General features: G+C 35.1%; 18 protein-coding genes. 13 read left to right on the forward strand and 5 right to left on the reverse strand.

The genetic code is table 11. From position 1 onward, the window contains the following. Positions 1 to 21 precede the first annotated feature (21 nt). Genes ACFOZ1_RS03610 through ACFOZ1_RS03635 form a run of 6 tightly spaced genes read left to right on the forward strand, consistent with a single transcriptional unit; the run spans position 22 to position 8,291 of the window. The gene (locus ACFOZ1_RS03610; RefSeq protein ID WP_390195972.1) at positions 22 to 306 is read left to right on the forward strand and encodes a hypothetical protein; all 285 of its coding nucleotides are present in this window, start codon (positions 22 to 24) and stop codon (positions 304 to 306) included. Further along, positions 290 to 3,976 carry a nitrate reductase subunit alpha gene (locus tag ACFOZ1_RS03615; protein ID WP_390198048.1) on the forward strand — a complete coding sequence of 1,229 codons (3,687 nt, stop codon included), beginning with the start codon at positions 290 to 292 and terminating at the stop codon, positions 3,974 to 3,976. Before ACFOZ1_RS03610 ends, ACFOZ1_RS03615 begins: the two co-directional genes overlap by 17 nt. After that, on the forward strand, positions 3,966 to 5,468 hold the full coding sequence (gene narH, locus ACFOZ1_RS03620) for a nitrate reductase subunit beta (RefSeq protein ID WP_390195974.1): 1,503 nt from the start codon (positions 3,966 to 3,968) through the stop codon (positions 5,466 to 5,468). Before ACFOZ1_RS03615 ends, narH begins: the two co-directional genes overlap by 11 nt. Next, positions 5,465 to 6,058 carry a nitrate reductase molybdenum cofactor assembly chaperone gene (gene narJ / locus ACFOZ1_RS03625; protein WP_390195977.1) on the forward strand — a complete coding sequence of 198 codons (594 nt, stop codon included), beginning with the start codon at positions 5,465 to 5,467 and terminating at the stop codon, positions 6,056 to 6,058. Before narH ends, narJ begins: the two co-directional genes overlap by 4 nt. Positions 6,059 to 6,071: 13 nt before the next feature. Further along, a complete protein-coding gene (narI, locus tag ACFOZ1_RS03630; RefSeq protein WP_390195979.1) occupies positions 6,072 to 6,770 on the forward strand; it encodes a respiratory nitrate reductase subunit gamma in 699 nt (232 codons plus the stop codon). Positions 6,771 to 6,803: 33 nt separating this feature from the next. Next, positions 6,804 to 8,291, forward strand: coding sequence for a nitrate/nitrite transporter (locus tag ACFOZ1_RS03635; RefSeq protein ID WP_390195982.1), 1,488 nt, complete (start codon positions 6,804 to 6,806; stop codon positions 8,289 to 8,291). Between the two features lie 227 nt (positions 8,292 to 8,518). Here the strand turns inward: ACFOZ1_RS03635 and ACFOZ1_RS03640 are convergent, their stop codons facing one another. Beyond that, positions 8,519 to 9,331, reverse strand: a complete 813-nt coding sequence (locus ACFOZ1_RS03640; protein WP_390195984.1) for an ATP-grasp domain-containing protein — start codon at positions 9,329 to 9,331, stop codon at positions 8,519 to 8,521. A gap of 802 nt (positions 9,332 to 10,133) precedes the next feature. On the opposite strand from ACFOZ1_RS03640, the gene glgB reads away from it, so the two are divergent. Genes glgB through ACFOZ1_RS03665 form a run of 5 tightly spaced genes read left to right on the forward strand, consistent with a single transcriptional unit; the run spans position 10,134 to position 17,947 of the window. Continuing rightward, positions 10,134 to 12,047, forward strand: coding sequence for a 1,4-alpha-glucan branching protein GlgB (gene glgB / locus ACFOZ1_RS03645; RefSeq protein ID WP_390195986.1), 1,914 nt, complete (start codon positions 10,134 to 10,136; stop codon positions 12,045 to 12,047). Between the two features lie 27 nt (positions 12,048 to 12,074). Next, positions 12,075 to 14,204 (forward strand): glycogen debranching protein GlgX, encoded by a 2,130-nt coding sequence (gene glgX / locus ACFOZ1_RS03650; RefSeq protein ID WP_390195989.1) that lies wholly within the window; start codon positions 12,075 to 12,077, stop codon positions 14,202 to 14,204. 58 nt (positions 14,205 to 14,262) lie between these two features. Then, complete coding sequence (locus ACFOZ1_RS03655) at positions 14,263 to 15,393, forward strand: glucose-1-phosphate adenylyltransferase (protein WP_390195990.1); 1,131 nt, start codon at positions 14,263 to 14,265, stop codon at positions 15,391 to 15,393. Beyond that, the gene (gene glgD / locus ACFOZ1_RS03660; protein WP_390195992.1) at positions 15,390 to 16,505 is read left to right on the forward strand and encodes a glucose-1-phosphate adenylyltransferase subunit GlgD; all 1,116 of its coding nucleotides are present in this window, start codon (positions 15,390 to 15,392) and stop codon (positions 16,503 to 16,505) included. The genes ACFOZ1_RS03655 and glgD overlap by 4 nt, the downstream gene beginning before the upstream one ends. Before the next feature lie 14 nt (positions 16,506 to 16,519). Next, on the forward strand, positions 16,520 to 17,947 hold the full coding sequence (locus tag ACFOZ1_RS03665) for a glycogen synthase (protein ID WP_390195994.1): 1,428 nt from the start codon (positions 16,520 to 16,522) through the stop codon (positions 17,945 to 17,947). Positions 17,948 to 18,033: 86 nt separating this feature from the next. Here the strand turns inward: ACFOZ1_RS03665 and ACFOZ1_RS03670 are convergent, their stop codons facing one another. The 4 genes from ACFOZ1_RS03670 to ACFOZ1_RS03685 form a co-directional block, all read right to left on the reverse strand. Next, positions 18,034 to 19,023: a glycoside hydrolase family 43 protein gene (locus ACFOZ1_RS03670; RefSeq protein WP_390195996.1), complete on the reverse strand. Its 990-nt coding sequence runs from the start codon at positions 19,021 to 19,023 to the stop codon at positions 18,034 to 18,036. A 204-nt stretch (positions 19,024 to 19,227) separates the two neighbouring features. Beyond that, positions 19,228 to 20,676 (reverse strand): sodium/pantothenate symporter, encoded by a 1,449-nt coding sequence (panF, locus tag ACFOZ1_RS03675; protein WP_390195998.1) that lies wholly within the window; start codon positions 20,674 to 20,676, stop codon positions 19,228 to 19,230. Beyond that, positions 20,676 to 20,954: a YhdT family protein gene (locus ACFOZ1_RS03680; protein WP_390196001.1), complete on the reverse strand. Its 279-nt coding sequence runs from the start codon at positions 20,952 to 20,954 to the stop codon at positions 20,676 to 20,678. Before ACFOZ1_RS03680 ends, panF begins: the two co-directional genes overlap by 1 nt. A 19-nt stretch (positions 20,955 to 20,973) precedes the next feature. Then, positions 20,974 to 21,555 (reverse strand): TetR/AcrR family transcriptional regulator, encoded by a 582-nt coding sequence (locus ACFOZ1_RS03685; protein WP_390196004.1) that lies wholly within the window; start codon positions 21,553 to 21,555, stop codon positions 20,974 to 20,976. A 256-nt stretch (positions 21,556 to 21,811) separates the two neighbouring features. On the opposite strand from ACFOZ1_RS03685, the gene ACFOZ1_RS03690 reads away from it, so the two are divergent. Further along, positions 21,812 to 23,755 carry an efflux RND transporter permease subunit gene (locus ACFOZ1_RS03690; protein ID WP_390196007.1) on the forward strand — a complete coding sequence of 648 codons (1,944 nt, stop codon included), beginning with the start codon at positions 21,812 to 21,814 and terminating at the stop codon, positions 23,753 to 23,755. A gap of 4 nt (positions 23,756 to 23,759) precedes the next feature. Next, a complete protein-coding gene (locus ACFOZ1_RS03695; protein WP_390196010.1) occupies positions 23,760 to 25,544 on the forward strand; it encodes a YhgE/Pip domain-containing protein in 1,785 nt (594 codons plus the stop codon). Positions 25,545 to 26,174 lie beyond the last annotated feature (630 nt).

Consider the following 26,174-nt stretch of genomic DNA (forward strand, 5'->3'; position numbering starts at 1 on the left):
ATATGGAAGCGAGGGAATGTGATGTTTTTTTATGAACGAGAAATGCAGATAGGCCAAGATAGACAAGATTTAATTGAGATTTTATACATGCGTTTTGGACAACTCCCCCCTGAACTAGAAGAACAATTATACACAATAGAAGATTATGAAACAATCGATCGTTTGATTCTAGTTGCCGCAAATGTTCCTACACTATCTCTTTTTATAGAAGAAATGTATGAGGGAAATCGTTCTTTTAAGTTAGTAGGTGAACGTTTCAATCCGGTTGCACATTTAAAAAGAGAGGGTGATTCAAATGACAGATAATCCATTATTTAAACACCTCAAATTCTTAACTCCAGGAAACAAAATAAATCAAGGTTTTACTGAGGAAAGCAAAAGAAGTCGAGATTGGGAAAAAACATATAGAGACCGTTGGGCACATGATAAAGTCGTTAGGTCTACACATGGTGTAAATTGTACCGGTTCATGCAGTTGGAAGATATATGTGAAGGATGGGATTATTACTTCAGAGACTCAACAAACAGACTATCCAACAACAGGTAAAGACTTTCCTGAGTATGAGCCAAGAGGCTGTCCAAGAGGAGCGAGTTTTTCATGGTATACGTATAGCCCAGCACGAGTGAAGTATCCATATGTACGTGGAGATTTATATGCGATGTGGAAAGAAGAAAAAGAAAAAGGCTTTGATCCTGTACAGTCATGGATTAACATTACAAAAGATAGCGAAAAAAGAGAAAGATACGTCAAAGCAAGAGGAAAAGGTGGATTTGTACGAGCAGATTGGACAGATATTTGTGAAATGATTGCGAGTGCAACCATTGCAACAATACAAAAATATGGTCCAGATCGAGTAGTTGGTTTTAGTCCAATACCAGCAATGTCAATGGTAAGTTATGCGGGAGGATCTAGATTCTTATCATTAATTGGTGGAACAATTTTAAGTTTTTATGATTGGTACGCAGATTTACCACCTGCTTCTCCACAAGTGTGGGGAGATCAAACGGATGTGCCAGAAAGTGCAGATTGGTATAATTCAAAATATTTTATTATTTGGGGGACGAATCTACCTCAAACAAGAACGCCAGATGCACATTTTATGGTAGAAGCAAGATACAACGGTACAAAAGTTGTAGGGGTAAGTCCTGATTATGCTGAATATGAGAAATTTGCAGATTTATGGCTACCTGCACGAGCAGGGACAGATGGTGCACTTGCAATGGCAATGACACATGTAATTTTAAAAGAATTTTATGTGGACAGACAAACACCTTATTTTATTGATTATGCAAAAAGATTTACGGATTTGCCTTTTGTTGTCTGTATGGAGCCGACAAGTGATGGCTATCGTTCAGGACGATTTTTACATGCGAGTGATGTATCCAATGAGCATGAATTGGGAGAATGGAAGCCAGTCGTTTGGAATAGTGTAACAAATGCAATTGACACCCCTAATGGAACACAAGGGCATCGCTGGGATAGTTCAAATAAATGGAATCTACAATTGACTAAAGAGGATGGTAGCGAAATCGATCCTCAATTGAGTTTTTTGCATAATCATTCGACCATTATCGAAGTGGAATTTCCTTACTTTGCTAAAGAGGTCGGGGATGTCGTAAAACGCGGGGTACCTGTAAAAGAAATGATACTGTCCAATGGAAAGAAACAATATGTTACCACAATTTACGATCTAATGATGGCACACACAGGTGTGAATAGAGGATTACCAGGTGATTATCCAACAGATTATAATGATCCAAAGCCATATACTCCAGCATGGCAAGAAAGTATTACAACAGTTCCACGTCAACATGTTATACAAGTAGCGAGAGAATTTGCAGATACTGCTGAAAGAACACAAGGGAAAGCTATGATAGCAATGGGAGGAGGAACAAATCATTGGTTCCACAGCGATCAAATTTATCGCTCTATTCTTAATCTCATTCTATTAACAGGCTCCCAAGGCGTGAATGGCGGTGGTTGGGCACATTATGTTGGTCAAGAAAAGGTAAGGCCAATTGAAGGATGGCAACAAGTAGCATTTGCAAAAGATTGGGGAATCCAACCACGTCTGCAAAATGGAACATCTTTTTTCTATTTTGCAACAGATCAATTTAGATATGAAGAAAAACCTGATACTGAAAAAGGTCAATGGAATAGCAAATATCAAAAAATGCATCCAGCTGATGTCAATGCTTTAGCGGCAAGGTTAGGATGGTTGCCTTCCTATCCACAATTAACTCAAAATAGTATTGATATCATCCGAGATGCCAAGAAAGATGGTGCGATAACAGAGTCGCAAATTATCGGAATGGTAACAGAAAAGATTAAAAAAGGTGAGTTAGATTGGGCAATTGAGCATCCTGATCATCCTAATAATTTCCCGAGAGTGTTTTTTAACTGGCGTTCCAATTTACTTGGTGATAGTGGTAAAGGACATGAGTATTTTGTGAAGCATCTCATTGGTGGGGATGATCAAGTATTAGCAGATGATGATGTCTCATGGAAACCAGAATCTGTGCAACTAGCTGATAAAGGTGCAGAAGGTAAGGTTGATTTATTTGTTAGTATTGATTTTCGAATGACAAGCTCAGGTCTATTTTCAGATATTGTTTTACCTGCAGCAACATGGTATGAAAAGTATGATATCTCGACAACAGATATGCATCCATTTATTCATCCATTTAATGCTGCCGTAAATCCACCATGGGAAGCCAAAAGTGATTGGAACATTTTTAGAGAAATTGCAAAAGTATTCTCTACATTAGCAGAAAAGCATTTACCTGGAACAACGGAAGAATTAATGATGTCACCACTCGGTCATTATTCTAAAGGTGAAATTGCGCAACCAAATGGTGAAATTCGTGATTGGCGAAAAGGTGAAACAGAAGCAATACCAGGAAAGACAATGCCTAATATGCATATAGTAAAACGAGAATACAGCAAAACATACGATAAAATGACAACAATTGGAGATAGCTTAAAAAATGGATATGGTATGAAAGGTGTATCTTATCCGGGCGAAAAAGTCTATGAGGAATTAAAACATCGATTAGGCACATCTAAGCGAGAAGGGATAGGAAAAGGTCATCCTGAATTATATAAAGATACAGATGCTATTGAAGCGATTCTATTAATGTCAGGTGCTTCAAATGGAAAGCGTGCAGTAGAAGGATGGAAATCATTAGAAAAGAAAACAGGACAACAGTTAGAGGATATTGCTAAAACAAGAGAGGAAGAAGCTTTTACTCTTGATGATTTAACAGCGCAGCCTAGACATACGATTTCGACACCTGTTTGGAGTGGGCTTGAAAAAGAACATCGACGTTATTCTCCATTTACTGTGAATAAAGAGTACTCGATTCCATGGCACACCCTAACAGGTCGTCAAAGCTTCTATCTTGACCATGAGATGATGTTAGATTTTGGCGAAGCATTACCAATATATTTACCACCACTTGCACATGGGCCTTATATTAAAGGAGAACAGGAAACGTTACATGATGAAAAGTCACTTACTGTAAGGTATTTAACACCACACCAAAAGTGGGGAATTCATACAATGTTCACAGAAGCAAGTCCAATGGTTCAATTATTTCGTGGTTGGCAAGTTGTGTGGATGAATGAAAAAGACGGGCATAAAATTGGCTTGAAAGATAATGATTGGATTGAAGTATATAATCGCAATGGTGTGATTGCAGCTAGAGTTGTTTTAACCTATCGTATTCCAGAGGGGATGGTGTACATGTATCATGCCCAAGATCGGACAATGGGGGTTCCTGGAACGACAATAGGCAAAAAAAATCGTGGAGGTACTCATAATAGTGTTACAAAAATAACAGCAAAAGCGACACATATGATTGGTGGATATGCTCAACTAAGTTATGGGTTTAACTATTATGGTCCGACTGGTAGCCAACGAGATACGATGGCAATTATTAAACCAATGAAGGAGGTCGATTGGCTTGAAGATTAAAGCACAAGTAGCAATGGTTATGCACTTAGATAAATGTATTGGTTGTCATACTTGTTCTGTAACATGTAAAAGCACATGGACGAATAGACCTGGAGCGGAATATATGTGGTTTAATAATGTAGAGACACGACCAGGGCCAGGGTATCCAAAACAATGGGAAGATCAAAATCGCTACAAAGGTGGCTGGGAGTATTCTAATGGAAAGTTAAGACTGCGTGCAGGGGGACCATTAGCAAAATTAAAGAATATCTTCTTTAATCCAGATATGGAAACATTAGAAGATTATTATGAACCATGGACATACGATTATCAAAATCTAATTCATAGAAAGAAAGGAGATAGCTTACCTGTTGCACGTCCAAAATCGATGATTACTGGTAAATATATCGATAAGCCTGAATGGGGTTCTAACTGGGATGATGATTTAGCTGGTGGCAGTGAAATTGTCCCGATGGATCCAAATGTGCAAAAGTTACAAGAACACATTGCGATGGAATATGAAAAGACATTTATGATGTATTTACCTAGAATTTGTGAACATTGTTTAAATCCTTCTTGTGTTGCATCATGTCCATCGGGTGCGATGTACAAAAGAGATGAGGATGGCGTGGTCTTGGTAGATCAAGACGAGTGCCGTGGCTGGCGCTTTTGTATGAACGGTTGTCCATATAATAAGGTGTACTATAACTGGAATACACATAAAGCCGAAAAATGTAACTTTTGTTATCCACGAACAGAAGCAGGCTTACCGACCATTTGTTCCGAAACTTGTGTTGGTCGAATTCGTTATATTGGTGTGATATTGTATGATGCTGACAAAATAAAGGAAGCTGCATCTGTAGAAAATCCTCAAGATTTATATGAAGCACAGTTGAATTGTTTTTTAGATCCATTTGATGAAGCAGTTATCAATAAAGCAAGAGAAGAAGGGATTAATGATGAATGGATTAGAGGTGCACAAGAATCCCCAGTATACAAAATGGCGATAAAATGGAAAATCGCATTACCTCTACATCCAGAATATAGAACGTTACCAATGGTATGGTATGTTCCGCCGCTTAGCCCGATTATGAATCATATTACAAATGAAGAAGAATTAAATACAGATGGCTATATTCCTGCAATTGACCAAATGCGCATTCCCGTTGAATACTTAGCCTCTCTTTTATCTGCTGGTGATACAAAAGTAATAAGAAAAGTATTACTAAAACTAACAACGATGCGTGTGCACATGCGTCAAAAAACAGTTGGAGGAGTTGACCCATTACGAGAAAGTAACTTGTTAAAAGAGGCAGGAATGACAGAATTAGATGTGGAAGAGATGGCGTATTTATTAGGTGTTGCTAAATATAAAGATCGCTTTGTTATACCGACAGGAAGACGTGAAATGCATGAAGACCTTCATTACAGGCAAGGTGCTTGTAGTATTGAAGATTTAGCACCACCTGAAGGCATGGTCACATATCCTTTTGAAAGAAGGAAGAAGGTATGAGAGAAAAAGAAGCGGAATTATTATTAGTCGCAGCACATTTATTAGATTATCCAAGTAAACAGACGATAGAAATGGTGCAAGAGTGGATAAATACTTCGAATCATTGGTCAATGGAACGAAATCAATTACAATTACTTATTCGACCATTTCAAATGATGTCTTTTATTGAACTAGAGAAGCTTTATGTAAATACATTTGATTTAAAAGCAGAAATAGGATTGTACTTAACTGCATATGAAGTAGGGGATAGTAATAAGCGTGGAGCAAGTCTTATCCAATTACAAAAAATAATTAATCAAGCGGGATTCGAACGAAATGATAAAGAACTAGCAGATTATATACCGATGCTATATGAGTTAATAGCAATAATGGAAGAAACAGACGATGCGATTCGATTATGGAAAAGGCTTGGTACTGTAACTCAAACGATCTATCAAAATATTCCGAAGACAAATCTCTATTTCCCCATTTTTGAATTATTAATGACATATGTATTTGAAGCGCCATCTGATAAAGAACTAGAAGAAATGGAGAGAAATCGTGAAACTACTGATTTAGCAGAATTACCATATCCAATTATGTACAATTGAAGGAGTGGAACAGATGGTAGATATATTTTGGTGGGTGATATTTCCTTATGTAACGCTATCGATTATGATTGTTGGATGTTTGTATCGTTACATGTATCGGCAAAAGACTTGGACAGCACCATCAACAGAATTTCTGGAAAAGAAGTGGCTACGAATTGGTTCCCCACTTTTTCATTATGGTATATTACTAGCAATTATTGGACACGCAATGGGTTTGATTATTCCACTAAGCTTTTATCAGGCAATAGGTGTATCTGATGACATCTATCATTTCGGAGCAGTTTATGGTGGAGGTCTAGCTGGATTAATGGTAATCAGTGGAGCGATTATTTTATTAATTAGAAAAGCAACAATTGATAAAGTAAGAATACATGCCACTTTTGCTGATTTTTTCAGTGTGATTGCGATAATTATTGTTGCTGGAATAGGCACATACATGACAATTATTTATAATACAACAGTCGAGCATTATGAATATCGTACAACGATTGGACCATGGTTCCGTAGTATTTTTGCATTTCAACCTAATTATCAGTTGATGTCAGATGTTCCATTATTATTTAAAGTACATGTTATCGCATCTTTTGGTTTGTTTGCGTCTATCCCTTTTACACATTTAGTGCATATTTATAGTGCACCATTACACTATTTGGTGAGATCACCGCAACAATATCGATCAAGAGTAGGTTATTCGACAAAGAATAAATCATAGCTATTTTTCCGTTAGTAGGAAAGGAGATCTCAGATGAATAAGGAAGGAAAAATACAATTACCTTTACAAACATTAAGTTTAGTTGTTGGGTTTATGGTATGGGTTTTACTTTCTTCATTGATGAGTTTCATTAAACAAGATATTACTTTAACAACTGGACAAATTTCATTAATAACAGCAATTCCAGTTATCTTAGGATCTCTATTACGTGTACCACTCGGTTATTATACAAACCGTTTTGGTGCACGAGGGCTATTTATATTAAGTTTACTTTTTCTTATATTCCCTGTTGGCTATTTGGGGATGTCAAATAGTTTAATTGATTTAATTATTTCAGGATTATTTCTTGGAATTGGTGGGGCTGTATTCTCAGTTGGTGTAACATCCTTACCAAAATACTATCCGAAAGAAAAACACGGATTTATAAATGGGATATATGGAGTAGGTAATATCGGTACAGCAATTACATCATTCGGCGCGCCAATTATTGCAGGTATGTATAGTTGGCGAATTGCTGTATTTACGTTTATAATTCCATTGCTACTTTTTGCTATCTTGAATGTTGCATTTGGTGATAAAAAAGAAACGAAAGTACAAACATCACTAAAAAGTCAAGTATTAGGTGTGTACAAAAACAACAAGTTATGGTTTTTAAGTTTCTTTTATTTTTTAACTTTTGGCTCTTTTGTGGCGTTAACCGTGTATTTACCGAATTTCTTAGTTTCTGAATTTGGATTATCAGAGGTAGATGCAGGATTAAGAACAGCTGGCTTTATTGTTCTATGTACACTGATGCGACCTATTGGAGGCTATCTTGGTGATCGTTTTAATCCATTTAAGATTTTGATGATTGTCTTTGCAGGGTTAACGATTTCCGGTGTAGTACTCTCTTTCTCGCCAACTATCTTGTTGTATACAATCGGTAGTTTGTCTGTTGCCTTTTTTTCAGGGATTGGGAATGGTACCATTTTTAAATTAGTGCCATTATATTTCTCAAAGCAAGCGGGAATTGTAAATGGCATTGTGGCTGCGATGGGAGGACTTGGTGGTTTTTTTCCGCCAATCATTCTAACAACAGTCCATGATATAAATGGACATTATGCTATAGGTTTTATGGCATTATCTCAATTTGCACTAGCTAGTTTAATTATCATTATATGGATGTATTATACGGATAAATTAAATGTATCGAATTATATTGTAAACAATGCTGGTCAAGGAATTTTAGTCACAGACGAGAACGGAAACATTACAAAAATAAATAAAGCTTTCGAACAGATTACTGGATATAAAGAGAAAGAGATACTTGGTCTGAAACCAAATATTTTAAGCTCTGGTGTCCAAACAGATTCTTTTTATGAACGAATGTGGATGCAGTTAAAAGAAAAAGAAATTTGGCAGGGTAAGATTACGAATAAGAGAAAAGGTGGGGAATTATACACACAGTGGTTATCTATTAGTGTCTTAAAGGATGCTGGAGGTAATGTTACGAATTATGTAGGAATATTTAGTGAGTTATAGGAATCGATGAAGAAATTGAGGTTTGAACAAAAGAATTTTTTGCGTATTAGAAGATAAGCTCCAGATAACTCTATTTGGTTATTTGGAGCTTTTGTATGTGCTCGCAATCGCTCCGACCTGTCCGTTTCCCTTTCCGTGGATGTTTACTCTACAGTGAAAGTAATCATAAAATCCATGGAAAGAGGATTGCGCAAGCCGGAGGGGGTATAAGCACATAAATCATTTCATTACGAAATAATTTTCCCTGGTGAAGGTGATGTAGGAAATGATGGAGAAAAATGACTTAATAAATATTGATAGATTGCTTGTTCTACAGTTATTTCTTGATTACCTAATCCTTGATTTCCAAATAACACATTAAATTCTAGGATGTAATAGTTGCCATTACTCACTAAAATATCGAACCCAGCATGATTAATATTCAGTTTTGTAGCAATATCTGTCACAATATCTAATGCTTCCTCTGGAATGAAGTTGTAGCATATGTCGCCACCTCTTGCTACATTGTGCAAAAACTCTCCTTCTTGACCAACACGCCAGTAAGACGCAAAAATTTGATCACCAACAAAACAAATGCGCAAGTCTTTCCCATCGTTAGGTAAATATTCTTGAACATATAGCACATCACTTCTATTCGCATAATTATGAAATTGTGCTTCATTTTCAATTAAAAATACACCATTCCCCATAGAATTACGAGGTTCCTTTGCAACAAACGGAAAAGGGAATGTTTCTAATATCGCTTTTCTATTTGTCTCATTATTTGAATGGATTTCTGTGTATGGGATATGTGTATTCGCAATTGACCATAATGCTCTAGTCATTTCGATTTTACTTGCACCAAGTTGCATTGTTTCAATACTTGGGAATATTTGTTTTTTTAATCCATAAACAAGTGTTGGTACTTGCCATGTTTCGGGAAATAGAATAAGGTCTGCTTCTCGAATTGCTTGCATCTCTTTAAACATATGATCTGGTTTAATATATTTCACACCAGGTATGCCAATTGTACGAAAAGGATTAAAAGATAATAATTTCATTCGCCATGTTCCCATCTTATTAAATTGTGAAAAAAAGTAAATCTAGAACAATATAATATTAGCACGATTTTTCAGAAATGCTAGTTATTTTTTTAATATTTATTTATAGGAATTTATATAGTAAAAATAAGTGTTCCAGTCTCTACGTTTCTAACCGGGCACTTACACTTTTGCTTCATCCAGCTCCAGTGCCCAGAAACTAGGAGACTTCACGAATCAACGATCAATAAGTCATCATCGATTCGCATGCTCTCCGTGATTCCTTTATTTCAGTTGATGCGTTCCAGTCTCTACGTTTCTAACCGGGCACTTACGCTTTTGTATCATCCAGCTCCAGTGCCCAGAAACTAGGAGACTTCACGTATCAACAATCAATAAGTCATCATCGATTCGCAAGCTCATCGTGATTCCTTTATTTCAGTTGATGCGTTCCAGTCTCTACGTTTCTAACCGGGCACTTACGCCTTTGTATCATCCAGCTCCAGTGCCCAGAAACTAGGAGACTTCACGTATCAACAATCAATAAGTCATCATCGATTCGCAAGCTCATCGTGATTCCTTTATTTCAGTTGATGCGTTCCAGTCTCTACGTTTCTAACCGGGCACTTACGCTTTTGTATTAAAAAGTTAATTTTATGTTAAATAATGTAACGTTTTTCTTTAAATTGTTTTTTTTCTATCATAATTTAGTAATATAGAAATAGAATAAATATGTTACTTATTTAAACTAGACACCTCTTCATATATAAGAACTTTCTTAATCCATTTTAGCTTTGCTATTTCATTTGTAGGAGGAATGTAAATGATTCTGGAAAAAAGTGTAGTAGAATATTTAGACAATTATCACATTGGCAAATGCTATAACAGTTATGAATATTTTGGGGCACACATGATACATGCAAAAGAAAGAAAAGGTGTTCGCTTTACATTATGGGCACCAAATGCATTAGCTGTATCTGTTGTTGGCTCGTTTAATGAATGGGATGACAATATTCATCAGATGGAACGATTAAATGATAATGGAATATGGCACTTGTTTATTCCGAGTATAAAAGAGGGAGAACAATATAAATATAAGTTAATTTTGCCTGATGGGAGACATATATATAAAGCAGATCCATATGCTTTCCATTCAGAAGTAAGACCAGGTACATCATCGATCATTGTTGATTTGAATCAATACAACTGGAATGACTCCTCATTCCTTCAAACTAGACAAGCATATAATCCTCTCACTTCACCAATCAATATTTATGAAATACATCTTGGATCATGGAATGTTAAAGAAAACAGTACATTAGAAGATGACATATATAAATCACTACACCCGAAGTATTTTTATTCCTACCGTGAAATCGCAGACCAATTAATTCCATATTTAAAAGAAATGCATTATAACTTCATAGAAATCTTGCCATTAATGGAACACCCTTTTGACGGATCTTGGGGATACCAAGTGACTGGTTATTATAGTATGACAAGTAGATACGGAACACCTCAAGATTTAATGTATTTAATTGATACGTGTCACCAAGCTAATATTGGCGTTATTTTTGATTGGGTACCTGGACACTTTTGCCGAGATGAACATGGACTGCTATATTTTGACGGCACGCCATTATATGATGGTATCGATCATCCGAACTGGGGTACGAAGAAATTTAATTTCTATCGAAGTGAAGTAAGGAACTTTCTTATTTCCAATGCTTCCTTTTATTTCGAAAAATATCATATTGACGGGATTCGAGTTGATGGTGTGACTTCCATTTTACAAATGAATTTTGGCTTAGACAATGAAACATATGTAAATGAATATGGGAATGGTGAAGACTTACATGGTGTTGCATTTTTAAAAGAATTAAATACTGAGGTTTTTAAGAAATATCCATATGCAATCATGGCAGCAGAGGAATCTTCTAGTTGGCCGCTTGTGACAGCCCCTGTAGAAGATTCAGGATTAGGCTTTAATTTGAAATGGAAAATGGGTTGGATGAATGACACGTTACAATATATTTCAATGGATCCACTATTTCGAAAAGGATCTCATGACTTGATCACATTTTCAATGCATTACGCTAATAGTGAGAATTTCTTATTACCATTTTCACATGATGAAGTAGTGCATGGAAAGAAATCCATGATTGATAAATGTCCTGGAAGTTACGAGGATAAGTTTCTCACATTAAAGTTGACGATGCTCTATCAAATCACGCATCCAGGTAAAAAATTAAACTTTATGGGGAATGAAATTGCACAATTTATAGAATGGCGATATTACGAACCAATTGAGTGGTTCTTGTTAGAATATGATGCACATCAACGCTTTCATCATTTCATCAAAACAATCAATAAACTGTATCTACAGGAAAAGGCACTATATGAAAAAGATTATTGTGATGAAGGTTTTCAGTGGATTGATGCAGATAACTGTAGTCAAAGTATCTTTAGTTATATTCGTTATTACAACAAAGAAGACTTCATTATCGTAATCTTAAATTTCACACCTGTTGGATATGATGAATTTCGAATTGGTGTGCCATATGAAGGGGAATATCGTATATTGCTTGAAACAAAGCATGAACCATTTCGGAAAACAAAAATAAAATATGTGAAGACAGAAGAAGTGCCAATGCACAACTTTGAACAGTCTATTACAATTTCACTAGATGGGTTGCAAGGAGTATTAATAAAGAAGAAACGTACAAAAAAATCATAAAATTGCTTGAGATATGAGGGACCCATGATGAAGAATAATGAGCTAAGACCATATGAGATATTTTTAGATCAATATGTTAAAAATCTTGTACCGATAGATAAGGTTGAGGGATTTGATATAAGACCAGGATTTTTTGATGAGTATGGGACGACATTGATTCCAGGTGGAGTTAGTTTTACTGTGCACTCTCAGCATGCAACTAGTTTTAAGCTAGCATTATTTAAACCAAGAGAAGAAGATCCTTACGCTATTATTCCGTTTCCTGATAATTACCGTGTTGGCAATGTATACTCGATGATTGTATTTGGTCTAGACATAGAAGAATTTGAATATGCATATATTGTAGATGGTCCGTATCATCCTAGTCGAGGATTAATATTTGATAATACCAATTACCTTTTAGATCCATACGCAAAGGCAGTGACGGGACAAAGCAAATGGGGACAAAAGCCGGCATATGGGATGAGTTATCGTGCTCGAGTTGTTGCGAATGTGTTTGATTGGAAAAAAACAAAAGCACCACATCTTCCAATTGAAGATTTAATCATTTACGAGTTACATGTACGAGGTTTTACCAAACATAGTAGTTCTGAAGTGAAGAATGGCGGTACTTTTGATGGTTTAATAGAAAAAATACCATATTTAAAAGAATTAGGAGTAAACGCAGTAGAGTTAATGCCAATTTTTGAATTTGATGAAATGAGTGGCATGCGAATACACAATGGAAAGAAATTATACGATTATTGGGGATATAACCCTATTTCTTTCTTTTCGCCAAATACCGCATATAATTCCAATCAAGAACATAATAAAGAAGGTACCGAACTAAAGAGTTTAGTTAAGAAAATGCACGAGAATGGAATAGAAGTAATCTTAGATGTTGTATTTAATCATACAGCAGAAGGCAACGAACAAGGACCAAGTATTAATTTAAAAGGGTTCGATAATAGTGTTTATTATATGTTAACGCCTGATGGACATTATTTTAACTTCAGTGGTTGTGGCAACACATTAAACTGTAATAATCCTATTGTAAGACGAATGATTATCGATTGTTTACGTTATTGGGTGATTGAGTACCGAATCGATGGGTTTCGATTTGATTTAGCTTCCATCTTAGGAAGAAGTGAAGATGGCTCGCCTATGAATAATCCGCCACTTCTACAGAATTTAGCATTTGATCCTATTCTTTCAAATGTAAAATTAATTGCAGAAGCATGGGATGCGGGAGGTTTATATCAAGTAGGAACATTTCCAGATTGGAATCGTTGGTCAGAATGGAACGGGAAGTATAGAGATGATGTGCGATCTTTTCTAAAAGGAGATAGTGGACTTGCGCATACAGTCTGTGATCGAATTGGTGGCTCACTTGATTTGTACCCACCTGAAACTAGATTTAATAGTGCGTCGGTGAATTTTATTACATGTCATGATGGGTTCACATTACATGATTTATATAGTTATAACGATAAGCATAATGAAGCAAATGGATGGGATAACAAAGACGGAGAGAGTCATAATCATTCATGGAACTGTGGAATAGAAGGTGTAACGGACAATGAAGAAGTTAACCAATTAAGAAAACAAATGATACGAAATGCGTTTACAATTCTTTTAATGAGCAGGGGCACACCGATGATTTTAGCAGGAGACGAATTTTTACGTACCCAACAAGGTAATAACAATGCATATTGTCAAGATAATGAGATTTCATGGGTGGATTGGACCTTGTTTGAAGAAAATCAAGAAATGTTTGCATTTGTAAAATACTTAATCCATTTGCGTAAAAAGTATCCCATTGTACGAAGAAAAACAAAAAGTGCACAAAGTCATTATCCTCATTTCTCTAAACATGGTATTCATCCGTGGCAGTTAAGTGACTGGGAAGAAGAAAGAGTTGCTGGTGTCATGTTTGCAGGTAGAGATGGAGAGAACACAGTGGATATATACGCATATATCTTGATAAATAGTCATTGGGAAGAGCATAAAGTAGAATTGCCACAATTACCAGAATACTATCATTGGAAACTAGAAATAGATACGCACGCTTGTGACATGAACACAATGCGAAAAGTACAACAAGTGATACAAAACACAACTATTTCTATACCACCCAGAAGCTGCAAGGTATTTTTTTCTGCATATTTACCATTGTAAGTGATTATAAATACTATTTGTGGCGAGAACAAAATGCGAATATTGGAGGGTACCATTGATGAAAAAGGCGAATACAATAGCGATGTTACTAGCGGGTGGACAAGGTACGAGACTAGAAGATTTAACCATCAATAACGCAAAACCTGGTGTGATGTTTGGGGGGAAATATCGAATTATTGATTTTAGTTTAAGCAATTGTTTTCATTCAGAGATTTATACAGTTGGAGTCATGACACAGTATAAACCATTGTTATTAAATCGCTATATTGGAAATGGGAATGCATGGGCATTGGATAAAATGAACCAAGGTGTGTATATTTTGCCACCATATATGAGGGAAAATAATGCAGAATGGTATAAAGGAACAGCAGACGCAGTATACCAAAATATTGAGTTTATTGAAATGTTTGAGCCTGAATATGTTTTAATCCTTTCTGGTGACCATATTTATCAAATGGATTACTCTAAAATGATCGAACAAGCAGAAGAAACGAATGCTGATTTGGTTATATGCACGCGTGAAGTAGCTTTAGAAGAAGCTAGTCGCTTCGGCATTGTGGAATTAAATGAAACGAATAGAATTATTGATTTTGAAGAAAAACCTAATGAGCCAAAAAACAATCTTGCATCAATGGGAATTTATGTATTTAAATGGACGGTATTAAAAGATGTCTTACTGACAGATCACAGCAACGAACATTCATCTAATGATTTTGGGCACGATATCATTCCAAAACTTATTACGGATAACAAACGTGTTTTTGCGCATATATTTCATGGATATTGGCGAGATGTTGGAACAGTAGATAGTTATTATAAAGCGAATATGGATTTACTTAAGAATAGAGACGATTTTAATTTGACAAGTGAACATTTACGGGTATATTCCAATAACCCGAATCGAGAACCACATTTTATTGGAGAGCATGCAATGATACATAATAGCTTAATCGCTGATGGATGCTATATTAATGGAAATATTGTGCAATCGATTATTAGTCAGGATGCTATCATAGAAGAAGATGCGATTATAAAAGAATCTATTCTATTAGGAAATGTAAAAGTGAGACGAGGCGCTATTATTGAGAAAGCGATTATTGCAGATAATGCAGTAATTGAAGAAAATGCAAGAATCGGAGATGTGCAATCGGACAATGTAACATTGTTTGTTAGGGAGGTACAGTCATGAAGCGCACTGTAGGTATTATTACAAATAGCTCAAATATGACGAATCTCGATGGCTTAATTGGACACAGAAGTATACACACAATACCGATAGGAGGAAAATACAGATTAATAGATTTTCCATTATCTAATCTAGTGAATTTAAATGAAGATATCTATATTGGAGTGATTGGTTCTTATAATTATCGTTCATTAGTGGATCATCTGAAGCAAGGACAAGATTGGAACTTAAGTCGTAAGAGTAATGATTTACTAGTGTTACAAGGAGACAGATCAGTAAAAATTGCACCAGTTGGTAGATTGTCCGTGCAAGATTTTTTAGATAATGAACCATTCTTTGATAAGTTACCAGAAGAAGTAGAGAACATTATTATTAGTGGATGTAATATTGTTGCTAATCTAGAAATGGAAAAAATCTTAGAAGAACACCAAGAGACTAATGCAGATATAACGATGTTGTATAAACAAAATTATCAAGGTTATATGCTTGATCAAGAACTCTTTTTACAATTAGAAAATAATGAAGTGAAAAAAATTTATTATAGTTCTAATAAAGTTCAGAACCAGAATTTATTTATAGATACTTTTATCATAAAAAGAACCGTATTTTTGAACATGTTACGTGAAGCAAAAAGAAGAAGAATCATAGATTTTATAGAAATAATACAGCAATGTTTGGATCAAATTCATATCCATAGTTATCCTGTATCAGGTTACGTGAAAATGATTCATTCCTTACAAGCATACTATGAATGTTCGATGGAATTAATTAAGTGTGCGACACATGTAGAATTGTTTAAGAATCAAAGGAAAATATATACAAAATCTAAAGACAATCATCCGACTGTGTATGGACAACTAGCTAAAGTAAAAAGAGCGATGGTTGCTAGTGGAGCAATAGTGAATGGGAGTATTGAAGACAGTATCGTGTTTCGAAATACAAATATTGGACATGGAGCAAAAGTGAAAAACAGTATCATTATGCAAGGTGCAGTGGTCGGAGAAGATGCAGTCGTTGTTAATGCAATACTTGATAAAAATGTCAGAATAAGGCCAGGCGAATTTATTACAAGTCATACAACGGAACCTATATTAATAAAAAAGAGATCGGACTGAGAGGAGAGTAGTAATTGAAAATATTATTTGCTACATCTGAAGCATTTCCGTTTGCCAAAAGTGGAGGATTAGGTGATGTTGCGTATGCCTTGCCTAAGACATTGAAAAAGAAAAAAGTAGATATAAGAGCAGTCATGCCATTATATGGAGACATCCCAGAAGAGTTTGTACAAAGAATGGAGAAAATAGGTGATTTTACTGTTCAATTAAATTGGAGAAATCAGCAATGTGAATTGTATTATATTGTTCATGAAAATGTATTTTGGTATTTTATTAAAAATGATTATTACTTTGGCCGAGGAGGTTTGTACGGGTATTATGACGATGCAGAACGATTTTTATTTTTCTCTAAGGCAATCTTAACATTTATTCCTATATATGATTTTTGCCCGAATATTATTCATTGTAATGACTGGCAAACAGCGGCAATCCCAATGTTATTGAAGAAACAATATAATCATCAATTATGCTCGGCAGATTATATGAAGACAATTTTGACGATTCATAATATTAAATATCAAGGAATATATGGAGCGGATACTTTATTTGAACTGTTAGGTTTTTATCCAGAAGATATTACAAGTGAATTAGAATATCATGGTGCTTGTAATATTTTAAAAGCAGGAATATATTTTAGTGATTTTGTTACAACAGTTTCTCCGACATATGCAAAAGAATTGGAGCATGCCTACTTTGCAGAAGGACTAGATGGTGTGATAAGAGATGTCCATTATAAAATGAAAGGCATATTAAACGGTGTAGATTATGAAGTGTTCCACCCTGCAATAGATAGAGGATTATATGTAAATTACCAAACAAACTATGAGCTTAAACTAAAAAATAAAGCCGCATTTGCAGAACAATATCATTTAGATCCAAACAAATTTACGATTGGAATGGTGAGTAGGTTAGTAGAATTAAAGGGAATAGACCTTATTAAGCGGATGATTGTAGAAATAATGGAACAAGATATGCAACTGATTGTGCTAGGTACAGGAGATAAAGAATACGAAGATTTTTTTCATTATGTGAAAGAAAGGTATCCTAGTAATACATCGATTCATATTTGTTTTAATAATCAATTAGCATCACAGATTTATGCTGCGAGTGATGTGTTTTTAATGCCATCACGCATTGAACCGTGTGGATTAAGTCAGATTATCGCACTAAAATATGGTACACCTCCTGTAGTTCATTCAACTGGAGGATTAACCGATACTGTAACAGATACTTCAAATGAAACAAATAAAGGAAATGGTTTTGTTTTTAATCAATATAATGCACATCAGATGTTTGAGAAGCTCGTATTAGCAAAGGAAATATTCGATACAGATAAAGAATATTGGAAAGAAATCGTGGGAAGAGCATTTCGTGCCGATTTTAACTGGGAACAACAAGCATGTGAATATTATGAGATATACAATAATTTAGAATTGCAATAAGAAAAACAAACCCTTAGTGAATGACAAGCTAAGGGTTCGTTTCTTATGTCAAATATATATTTTTAGATACTAGTATATGTTTGCTCTTAATCTTGATTCGCATATGGATCAATTGTTTGAATCGTTCCGTCTTCACTATATGTTAATTCAGTAAATTTAACAGAACGTTTGTGATTGATACCATCAGATAGTGAACAATCATGATAGAATAAATACCATTTACCTTCAAACTCAACAATAGAATGGTGTGTTGTCCAACCAATTACTGGTTTAAGTATCGTTCCTTTATAGGTAAAGGGACCCGTTGGATTTTCGCTAACAGCATAAACAATTTTGTGTGTTGTACCTGTAGAGTAGGATAAATAATACAGTCCATTATATTTATGCACCCACGGTCCTTCAAAAAATCGTCTGTCTTCATCTTCTGCAAGGATTGGATTGCCTTCTTCATCGACAATAGAAATTTCTTTCACTTCTGATTTAAATGAGAGCATATCCTCACTCAATTCTGCAACTCTAGGACCTAATGCAGGCGCTTTTGGGTCTGGCCCTTCAGCATCTTGTATGAATTCTCCTGTTTGCCATTTTTCTAATTGGCCTCCCCAAAGTCCACCAAAGTAAATGTAACTCTTTTGATCATCATCGACTAAGACGGCAGGATCAATACTGAAGCTTCCCTCTAGATAATTATCTTCTGCTTTAAATGGACCAGCAGGATTGTCGCTAGTTGCGACACCAATTCTAAAAATATCGTCATGATCGCGTGCAGGGAAGAATAAATAATATTTTCCGTTTTTGTAAGCAGCATCAGGCGCCCACATTTGTTTACTTGCCCATGGTACATCTTTCACATGCAATGCTTCTCCATGATCTACAACTGGAGCGCTTACATTTTCCATTGATAAAACATGATAATCTTCCATTTTATATTGGTCACCATTATCGTTTGATTCCATATCATGATCCAAATCATGTGAAGGATAAATATACAATTTGCCATCAAATACATGTGCAGAAGGATCTGCTGTATAAATGTGTGTCACTAATGGTTCATTTTGTACAGGTTTCTTAGTCATATTAGTACCTCCATTTACATTAATAATGAAAGTATAACAGATTTTTAACACTTTGTATAATCGAAAAACAAAGTTTGTTAAATTTTTAAAGTAATACCTATAGTTTTTATGTACAAGGACGAGTTAATTCTTTCTCCATTCACTTCATTGTACATTTAGATAAAAAAGTACATGATCCTCTATTGAGCGACCATGTACATCGAGTTAATTCCATTCTTTCATTGGGAGACGAACCTTTGATTGAGTGGCATAACTAGCTATTATATATCCTAAAAATGCAAGAAATATCGATGGCACAACTGCATGCATGCCAAATGGATTAGGGAAAAATGTTTGGAAAATCAAATATGTTGTAATACCAGTAATCATAGATGTGATTGCACCATATTTATTTCCTTTTTTCCAATATAGACCTAAAATAATTGGCCATATAAAGGCAGCTTCTAATCCGCCAATTGCAAATAAATTCAACCAAATAATTAAATCAGGTGGATTGATTGCGATAAGATAGACAATGATTCCAAGTATTGCAGTAATGGAAAAACTAATGCGTTTGACTGTTTTTGTATCAATATCTGGCTTAATATAATTCACATAAATATCCTTCACAATTGTGGAACTGACCAATAGTAACAAGGAATCTACCGTAGACATAATTGCGGCGAGAGGTGCAGCTAATATAATACCCGCTAACCATGGCGGTAATACTTCTAATGCGATTAACGGCATTACTTTATCTGCAACGTCAATTCCAGGTAAAATTGGCCTTGCAAATGCACCAATTAAATGCATATTAAGCATAATCATACCAACAACTATTGTCCCGACAATGATTGCTTTATGAAATGCTTTTGTATTTTTGTAAGACATTGCACGGACAGCGATTTGTGGCAACGCAACAACACCGACACCGACAAGGATCCAGTATGAAGATACATATAGTGGTGTTAGCGTACCATCTTGTCCATATGGTGTAATAAGGTTAGGATTCTCCGCTTGTAAGTCAGCTATGATATTCGGAATACCTCCACCTGCTATAATTACAGCAATAAGTAAAATAAGTGTTCCGACAAACATAATGCTTCCTTGTACCGCATCTGTTAATGTAACAGCACGGAATCCGCCGAATGTCACATAAACTAATACAGTGAGTACGAAAAGGAGTAGAGCCGTTTCATAGGAAAGACCTGTTAGTGATTCAATTAACCTTCCTCCACCTATCCATTGAGCTGCCATACTTGAGAATAAAAAAGCGACAATACTAATCGATGCGAGAATTACAACCGTTTTTGACTTGTACCTACTTTTAAGAAAATCGACCATTGTCACAGCTTGCATTTTTTTTGTTACGATTGCAAATCTTTTTCCTAGTATCATTAATGTAAAATAACCGGTGGCGACTTGCGTAATAGATAACAATACCCAACCTAACCCTTCATTGTATGCCATACCTGGCCCGCCGATAAAACTACTCGCACTTCCATATGTAGCTGTCATTGTCATAGCAAGTACGAATCCACCAAGACTTCGACCGCCTAAATAATAATCATCGATGAAAGAAGACTTGTTTTGTTTTTGTCTACTTGCAAAAAGTCCGACTAAAAAAATAAAGAGAATAGATCCAAAAAATGTAGCAGATGTTATGATGTTCATTAATCGTTTAACTCCTTATCATCAATTGACATATCTTTAAATAAGAATGTCACTACTAGAAATACTAACATTATCATAATAATGGTTCCTGCAATTACACTGTAAAAAAACCATTCAGGAAAACCGAACACAAAAGAATACTCGCTCGGATCTTTATCTCCAAGTCCATAAGCAAATCCGAACCACCAAAAAAAATTAAAAATGACAAGTATGATACCGATTCGTGCTTCTCGATTAGCAATTTTAAATCTTTCATCTAAATGACTGTCTATTTTCATTGTCTTTCTTTCCTTCCTGTTATTTTTGAGAAAAATACTGTATAGAAGATAGTCCTTGTAATGTAAATTGGTTAATCATAAATGCCATTTCTTTAGCAGATAATTCAGTATCTGTTAGCAACCATTTTTTGATGACATGAATACTCCCGCTTACAACGAAAGTCGATAAATAGGTTGTCGTTGAGGTATCTAATGGGCTATCTTTAATCCATGTCTTTACAATATGAGCATGTGCCACATCCATAACTTTTTTGAGAAAAATAGGATCACCGTTCTCACTTAATAATATGACAAAAACGGGTTTATTCTCCAATATATATTCTAATAATTTCTCGGTCATTTGTATTGTTTCATCTTCTTTGCATAAATTACATAATGTAAGATAATTATCCATATCTTCAATAATTTCTTCTTCGATTTTGTTCAATAAATCATATTGATCCATAAAGTGCGCATAGAAAGTGGAACGGTTAATGTCCGCTGTAGAACAAATCTCTTTTACAGTAATAGTGGATATAGGCTTTTCTTCTAAAATAGATAAAAAACTTTCCTTAAGAACCATCTGGGTATATTTCTTTCTTCTGTCCATCTTTTTAGTCATTTTATCACCTTTTTCTATTAGTTATCCAACAAATTAACTTTAAGTGTTGGATAACTATCATTTGTTATAAAACTGTTTGTTGAATAAACAACACTGTGTTTATATAATGATAAAGTGTGTCATGCAGGAATGCAAGAGAGGATGAATAACAATCGTAAATTCTATTATCAAAAATAAAAAGATTGTCGTACTTACATTTATTGTAGTTGCGATTATTTGTACAGTAACACAATTTTTTGTATCCGTTAATTATAATATGGTCGATTATTTACCTGAAGACGCACCTTCTACTATTGGAATGGATGTAATGAAAGAAGAATTTGATGGTGCGGTCCCAAATACAAGAGTGATGGTTACAGACGTATCCGTTCAGGAAGCGTTAGTGTATAAAAGACAACTTGAAGAAATTGATGGAGTAAGTAATGTGACATGGCTAGACGATGCCATTGATTTAAAAGCACCGTTAGAAATAGCAGACGAAGATACTGTTGAGACATATTATAAAGACAATCATGCTTTAATTTCTCTTACGATACGTGAAGGGGAAGAGGTACGTATAACAGAAGCCATTTATGATGTAATCGGCGAAGATAATGCGATGGCTGGAGAAGCGATTAATACTGCTTCATCACAGACAATGGCAGGGAAAGAATCAATGTATGCTGCCATGTTATTGGTACCTATTATTATTATCATTTTAATTGTTTCGACAAATTCATGGGTGGAGCCACTCTTTTTCTTAACAGCGATTGGTGTAAGTGTACTTATTAACCTCGGTACGAATATTTTTATTGGTGAAGTATCATTTGTTACACAATCCGTTGCACCAATTCTACAATTAGCCGTCTCACTAGATTATGCGATTTTCCTTTTACATAGTTTTAGTGATTTTCGCGAAAAAGGCAATGAACCAAAAGAAGCGATGAAATTAGCAATGAAGCAATCCTTTCCTGCGATTGCTGCAAGTGCTTCAACAACCTTCTTCGGTTTTATTGCACTAACATTTATGAAATTTGAAATCGGGTCAGATTTAGGTATTAATCTTGTAAAAGGAATTGTGTTTAGCTTTATCAGTGTGATGATTTTCTTACCTGCACTGACATTATTATGCTACAAATGGATTGACAAAACACAACATAAACCCCTTATTCCGAAATTTAGAAATGTCGGACGGAGCATATTGAAGTGGCGCTATGTCAGTATTATCATTGTTTTGACTAGTTTAGTACCTGCATTTTTGGCACAAAGTAATACGAATTTTATTTATGGTATTGGAGACCAACCAGAAACATCTAGAGTAGGAAAAGATATCATCGCAATTGAAGATACATTTGGTAAATTGACGCCAATTGTTTTACTTGTACCAAAAGGTGATTTAGCGAAAGAAGAAGCATTGGTACAACAATTAGAGGGAACAGAAGATGTATCCAATGTGTTGGCATACACGAACACTGTTGGAACAGTGATCCCGCCAGAGTATTTAGAGGACGAAATAACCGATCAGTTTTTTTCTGATTACTATAGTCGTATTATCATTAATGGAGATACAGATACAGAGGGTGACAAAGCTTTTACTTTAGTAGAACAAGTTATTAAGCTTGCAGCAGATTATTATGAGGAAGATACGTATGTATTAGGAGAAAGTGTGACATTGTATGACATTAAACATACTGTTGAAAAAGACAATACACTTGTAAATATGCTAACTGTCATTACAATTGCGATTGTACTAATTATTACATTCCGATCTATCTCCATACCAATTGTGTTATTGCTAACCATTCAATCTGCTGTATGGATTAATCTATCAGTACCGTATTTCACTAATTTCTCCCTTGTGTATGTCGGCTATTTAATCGTAAGTACGGTACAATTAGCAGCAACAGTCGATTATGCGATTTTACTAATGGAAGGGTATAAGGAAAACAGGAAGAAAATGTCAAGTATCGAAGCGATTAAACTTACATTAGATGAGAAACTATTCTCTATAGCGATAAGTGCTTCGATATTATCTAGTGTTGGGTTTATATTGTGGATGACATCTTCTAATCCTGTTGTTGGTTCCATTGGATTATTATTAGGGCGTGGAGCGCTACTTGCATTCATTATGGTAATATTCTTCTTGCCAGCAATGCTTGTCTTTTTGGATAAATTCATTCAAAAAACTACGTTAAAAGCAAATTATTATAAGGAGAATTAAGTGTATGAGTTGGAAAAAAATAATGATATATACAGTTGTTTTATTTTTACTATTTCCAGTAGTAAGTACAGCTAAAGCGGACGCGGGAACAATCAAGACGAAAGATGAAGTCATTTATGCGACATTAGATGCATTGGGTAATCAAGAAGGAATGTATGTTGTTAATCGTTTTGATATGGGCGAACAAGGGTCAGTAGTAGACTACGGAAACTATACGGAAGTAAAGAATCTAAGCAATTTAAATGAAATTGAATTAGATGGTGACAAAATTCAATTCGAGGCAACAGAGGATGAATTTTATTATCAAGGTCAATTGGATCAGTTGTCATTGCCGTGGGATATTACGATAGAATATCTATTAAATGGAGAAATCATTGAGCCAAAGGAATTAATCGGGCAAGATGGTGCATTGGAAATTCGTCTCACAACAAAGGAAAATAAAGATAGTAAAGAAACTTTCTATAATAATTACTTGTTACAGATTTCCTTTACATTACAGCCATCTGTTTTTGAAAATATTGTTGCAGAAAATGCTACAATTGCTAATGCTGGAAAAAACAAACAAGTGGCATTTACTGTAATGCCAGAGAATGATGGAGAGTTTTCTATAAAAGCGGATGTGACAGACTTTGAAATGGATGGCATTGATATTACCGCAGTACCTTCTTCCATGTCAATTGATGCGCCTAACGTAGATGAGATGACAGATGAATTAGGAACATTAAGTAGTGCAATTAATGATGTGCATAAAGGTGTAGGGGAGTTTCAATCTGGTATCAATGAATTGAATGATGGATTGGGAGCATTACTGGGTGGATCGAATGAATTTAAGAATGGGATGACAGAATTAAATCAATCATCAGATCAATTGCGAGCGGCTTCGTCTTCTATTCAAGATGCGTTAGTACAATTAAATCAGGCATTATCTGGAGAAGCAGGAAGTGTCGATTTATCACAATTAGTACAATTACCAAAAGGATTAAATCAAATTAGTAGTGGATTAACAGAAACTGCCGAGGGATTAAAGACATTAGATGAAAAGTATTCCCAAGCATATGATGCATTAACTAATGCAATCCATCTTATTCCTGATACAAAGTTAACGGAAGAGGAAATGCAAGCATTGAAAGAAAGTGATGTAGATGAAAAAGTGGTCCAACAACTTTTGGAAACATATGAGGCTGCATATATGGTAAAAGGAACTTATCAACAGGTGAAGCCTGCATTTGATGCAGTAAAGACAAATTTACCATCAGTGAACCAAGCATTAGTTGATATGGCTGATGGATTAGCTACCACATCAGATAATATTGCAAATGCGATAGACTCAATGGATATCACGAAATCAATGGCAGAATTACAAGAAGGCATAAGTGCTTTAGCAACAAATTATCAATCTTTTCATAAGGGATTAGAGGAGTATGTGGATGGCTTAAGTCAATTGACTACAGGTTATACTGATATTCATCAAGGTCTTGATGAACTTGACAATGGTGTAGCGCAATTGGCAGATGGTGCTAGAGAATTGCACGATGGTACAGGAGAATTAGCAAACCAGACAGCGGATTTACCTGAACAAATGAAAGACGGCATAGATGAAATGATTGCTGAATATGATAAATCAGATTTCGAAGCACAATCATTTGTGTCAGATAAGAATGAACAAATTGGAACAGTACAATTTGTTATTACTACAAAAGCATTGAACAAAGAAGAGTCAGATGAAGAAAAGCAAGAAAAAGAAGAGGAAAAAGGTATTTGGGAAAGATTCTTAGATTTGTTTAGATAACAAATATGGCTATATTCTTGTGTTTAGATTGAAAAAATAAAGAATGAAAAAAATCCAAACGGTTCGAAAGCATTTTACCGAATCGTTTGGATTTTGTGCGTATTTAGAAGGAAAGTGAGATGTAATATTATCTAGCAATTTTAAGCTTCGATATGTGCTTGGCAACCGCTCCCGTTTGTCTGTTTCCCTTTTTGATACTCTACAATGAATATAATCATAAAATCATTGGCTTTATTCCATATTAATTATGATTTTGTCTCTAGACTATATATCAAAATAAGCTTCTATCTTTAATAAACCAAAATGCCAATACTCGAAAACATTGTAGAACTTCACTGAGCGTAGGCGCCCACTCCCACTCCTATGGAATCTTTTTTTCTGAAGATCCACTTTTCCAAGCGGTTTGTGCTGGGAAAAGTTAGCTGAAGAAAAAAATCCATGGAAAGGGGAATGGGCAAGCCGAAGCGAGTCAAGCGCACACAAGTCCTTTCACAATTAGTCATTTGAGTGGTGACTTATTATTTCAAGTGATGCATTCCAGTTGCTACGTTTCTAACCGGGAGTTTCCGCTTTTGTATCATCCAGCTTCAACTCCCAGAAACTAGGCAACTTCATGAATCACTTATCAAT

The organism is Gracilibacillus marinus (assembly GCF_042651725.1).
Classification (GTDB): domain Bacteria; phylum Bacillota; class Bacilli; order Bacillales; family Amphibacillaceae; genus Gracilibacillus; species Gracilibacillus marinus.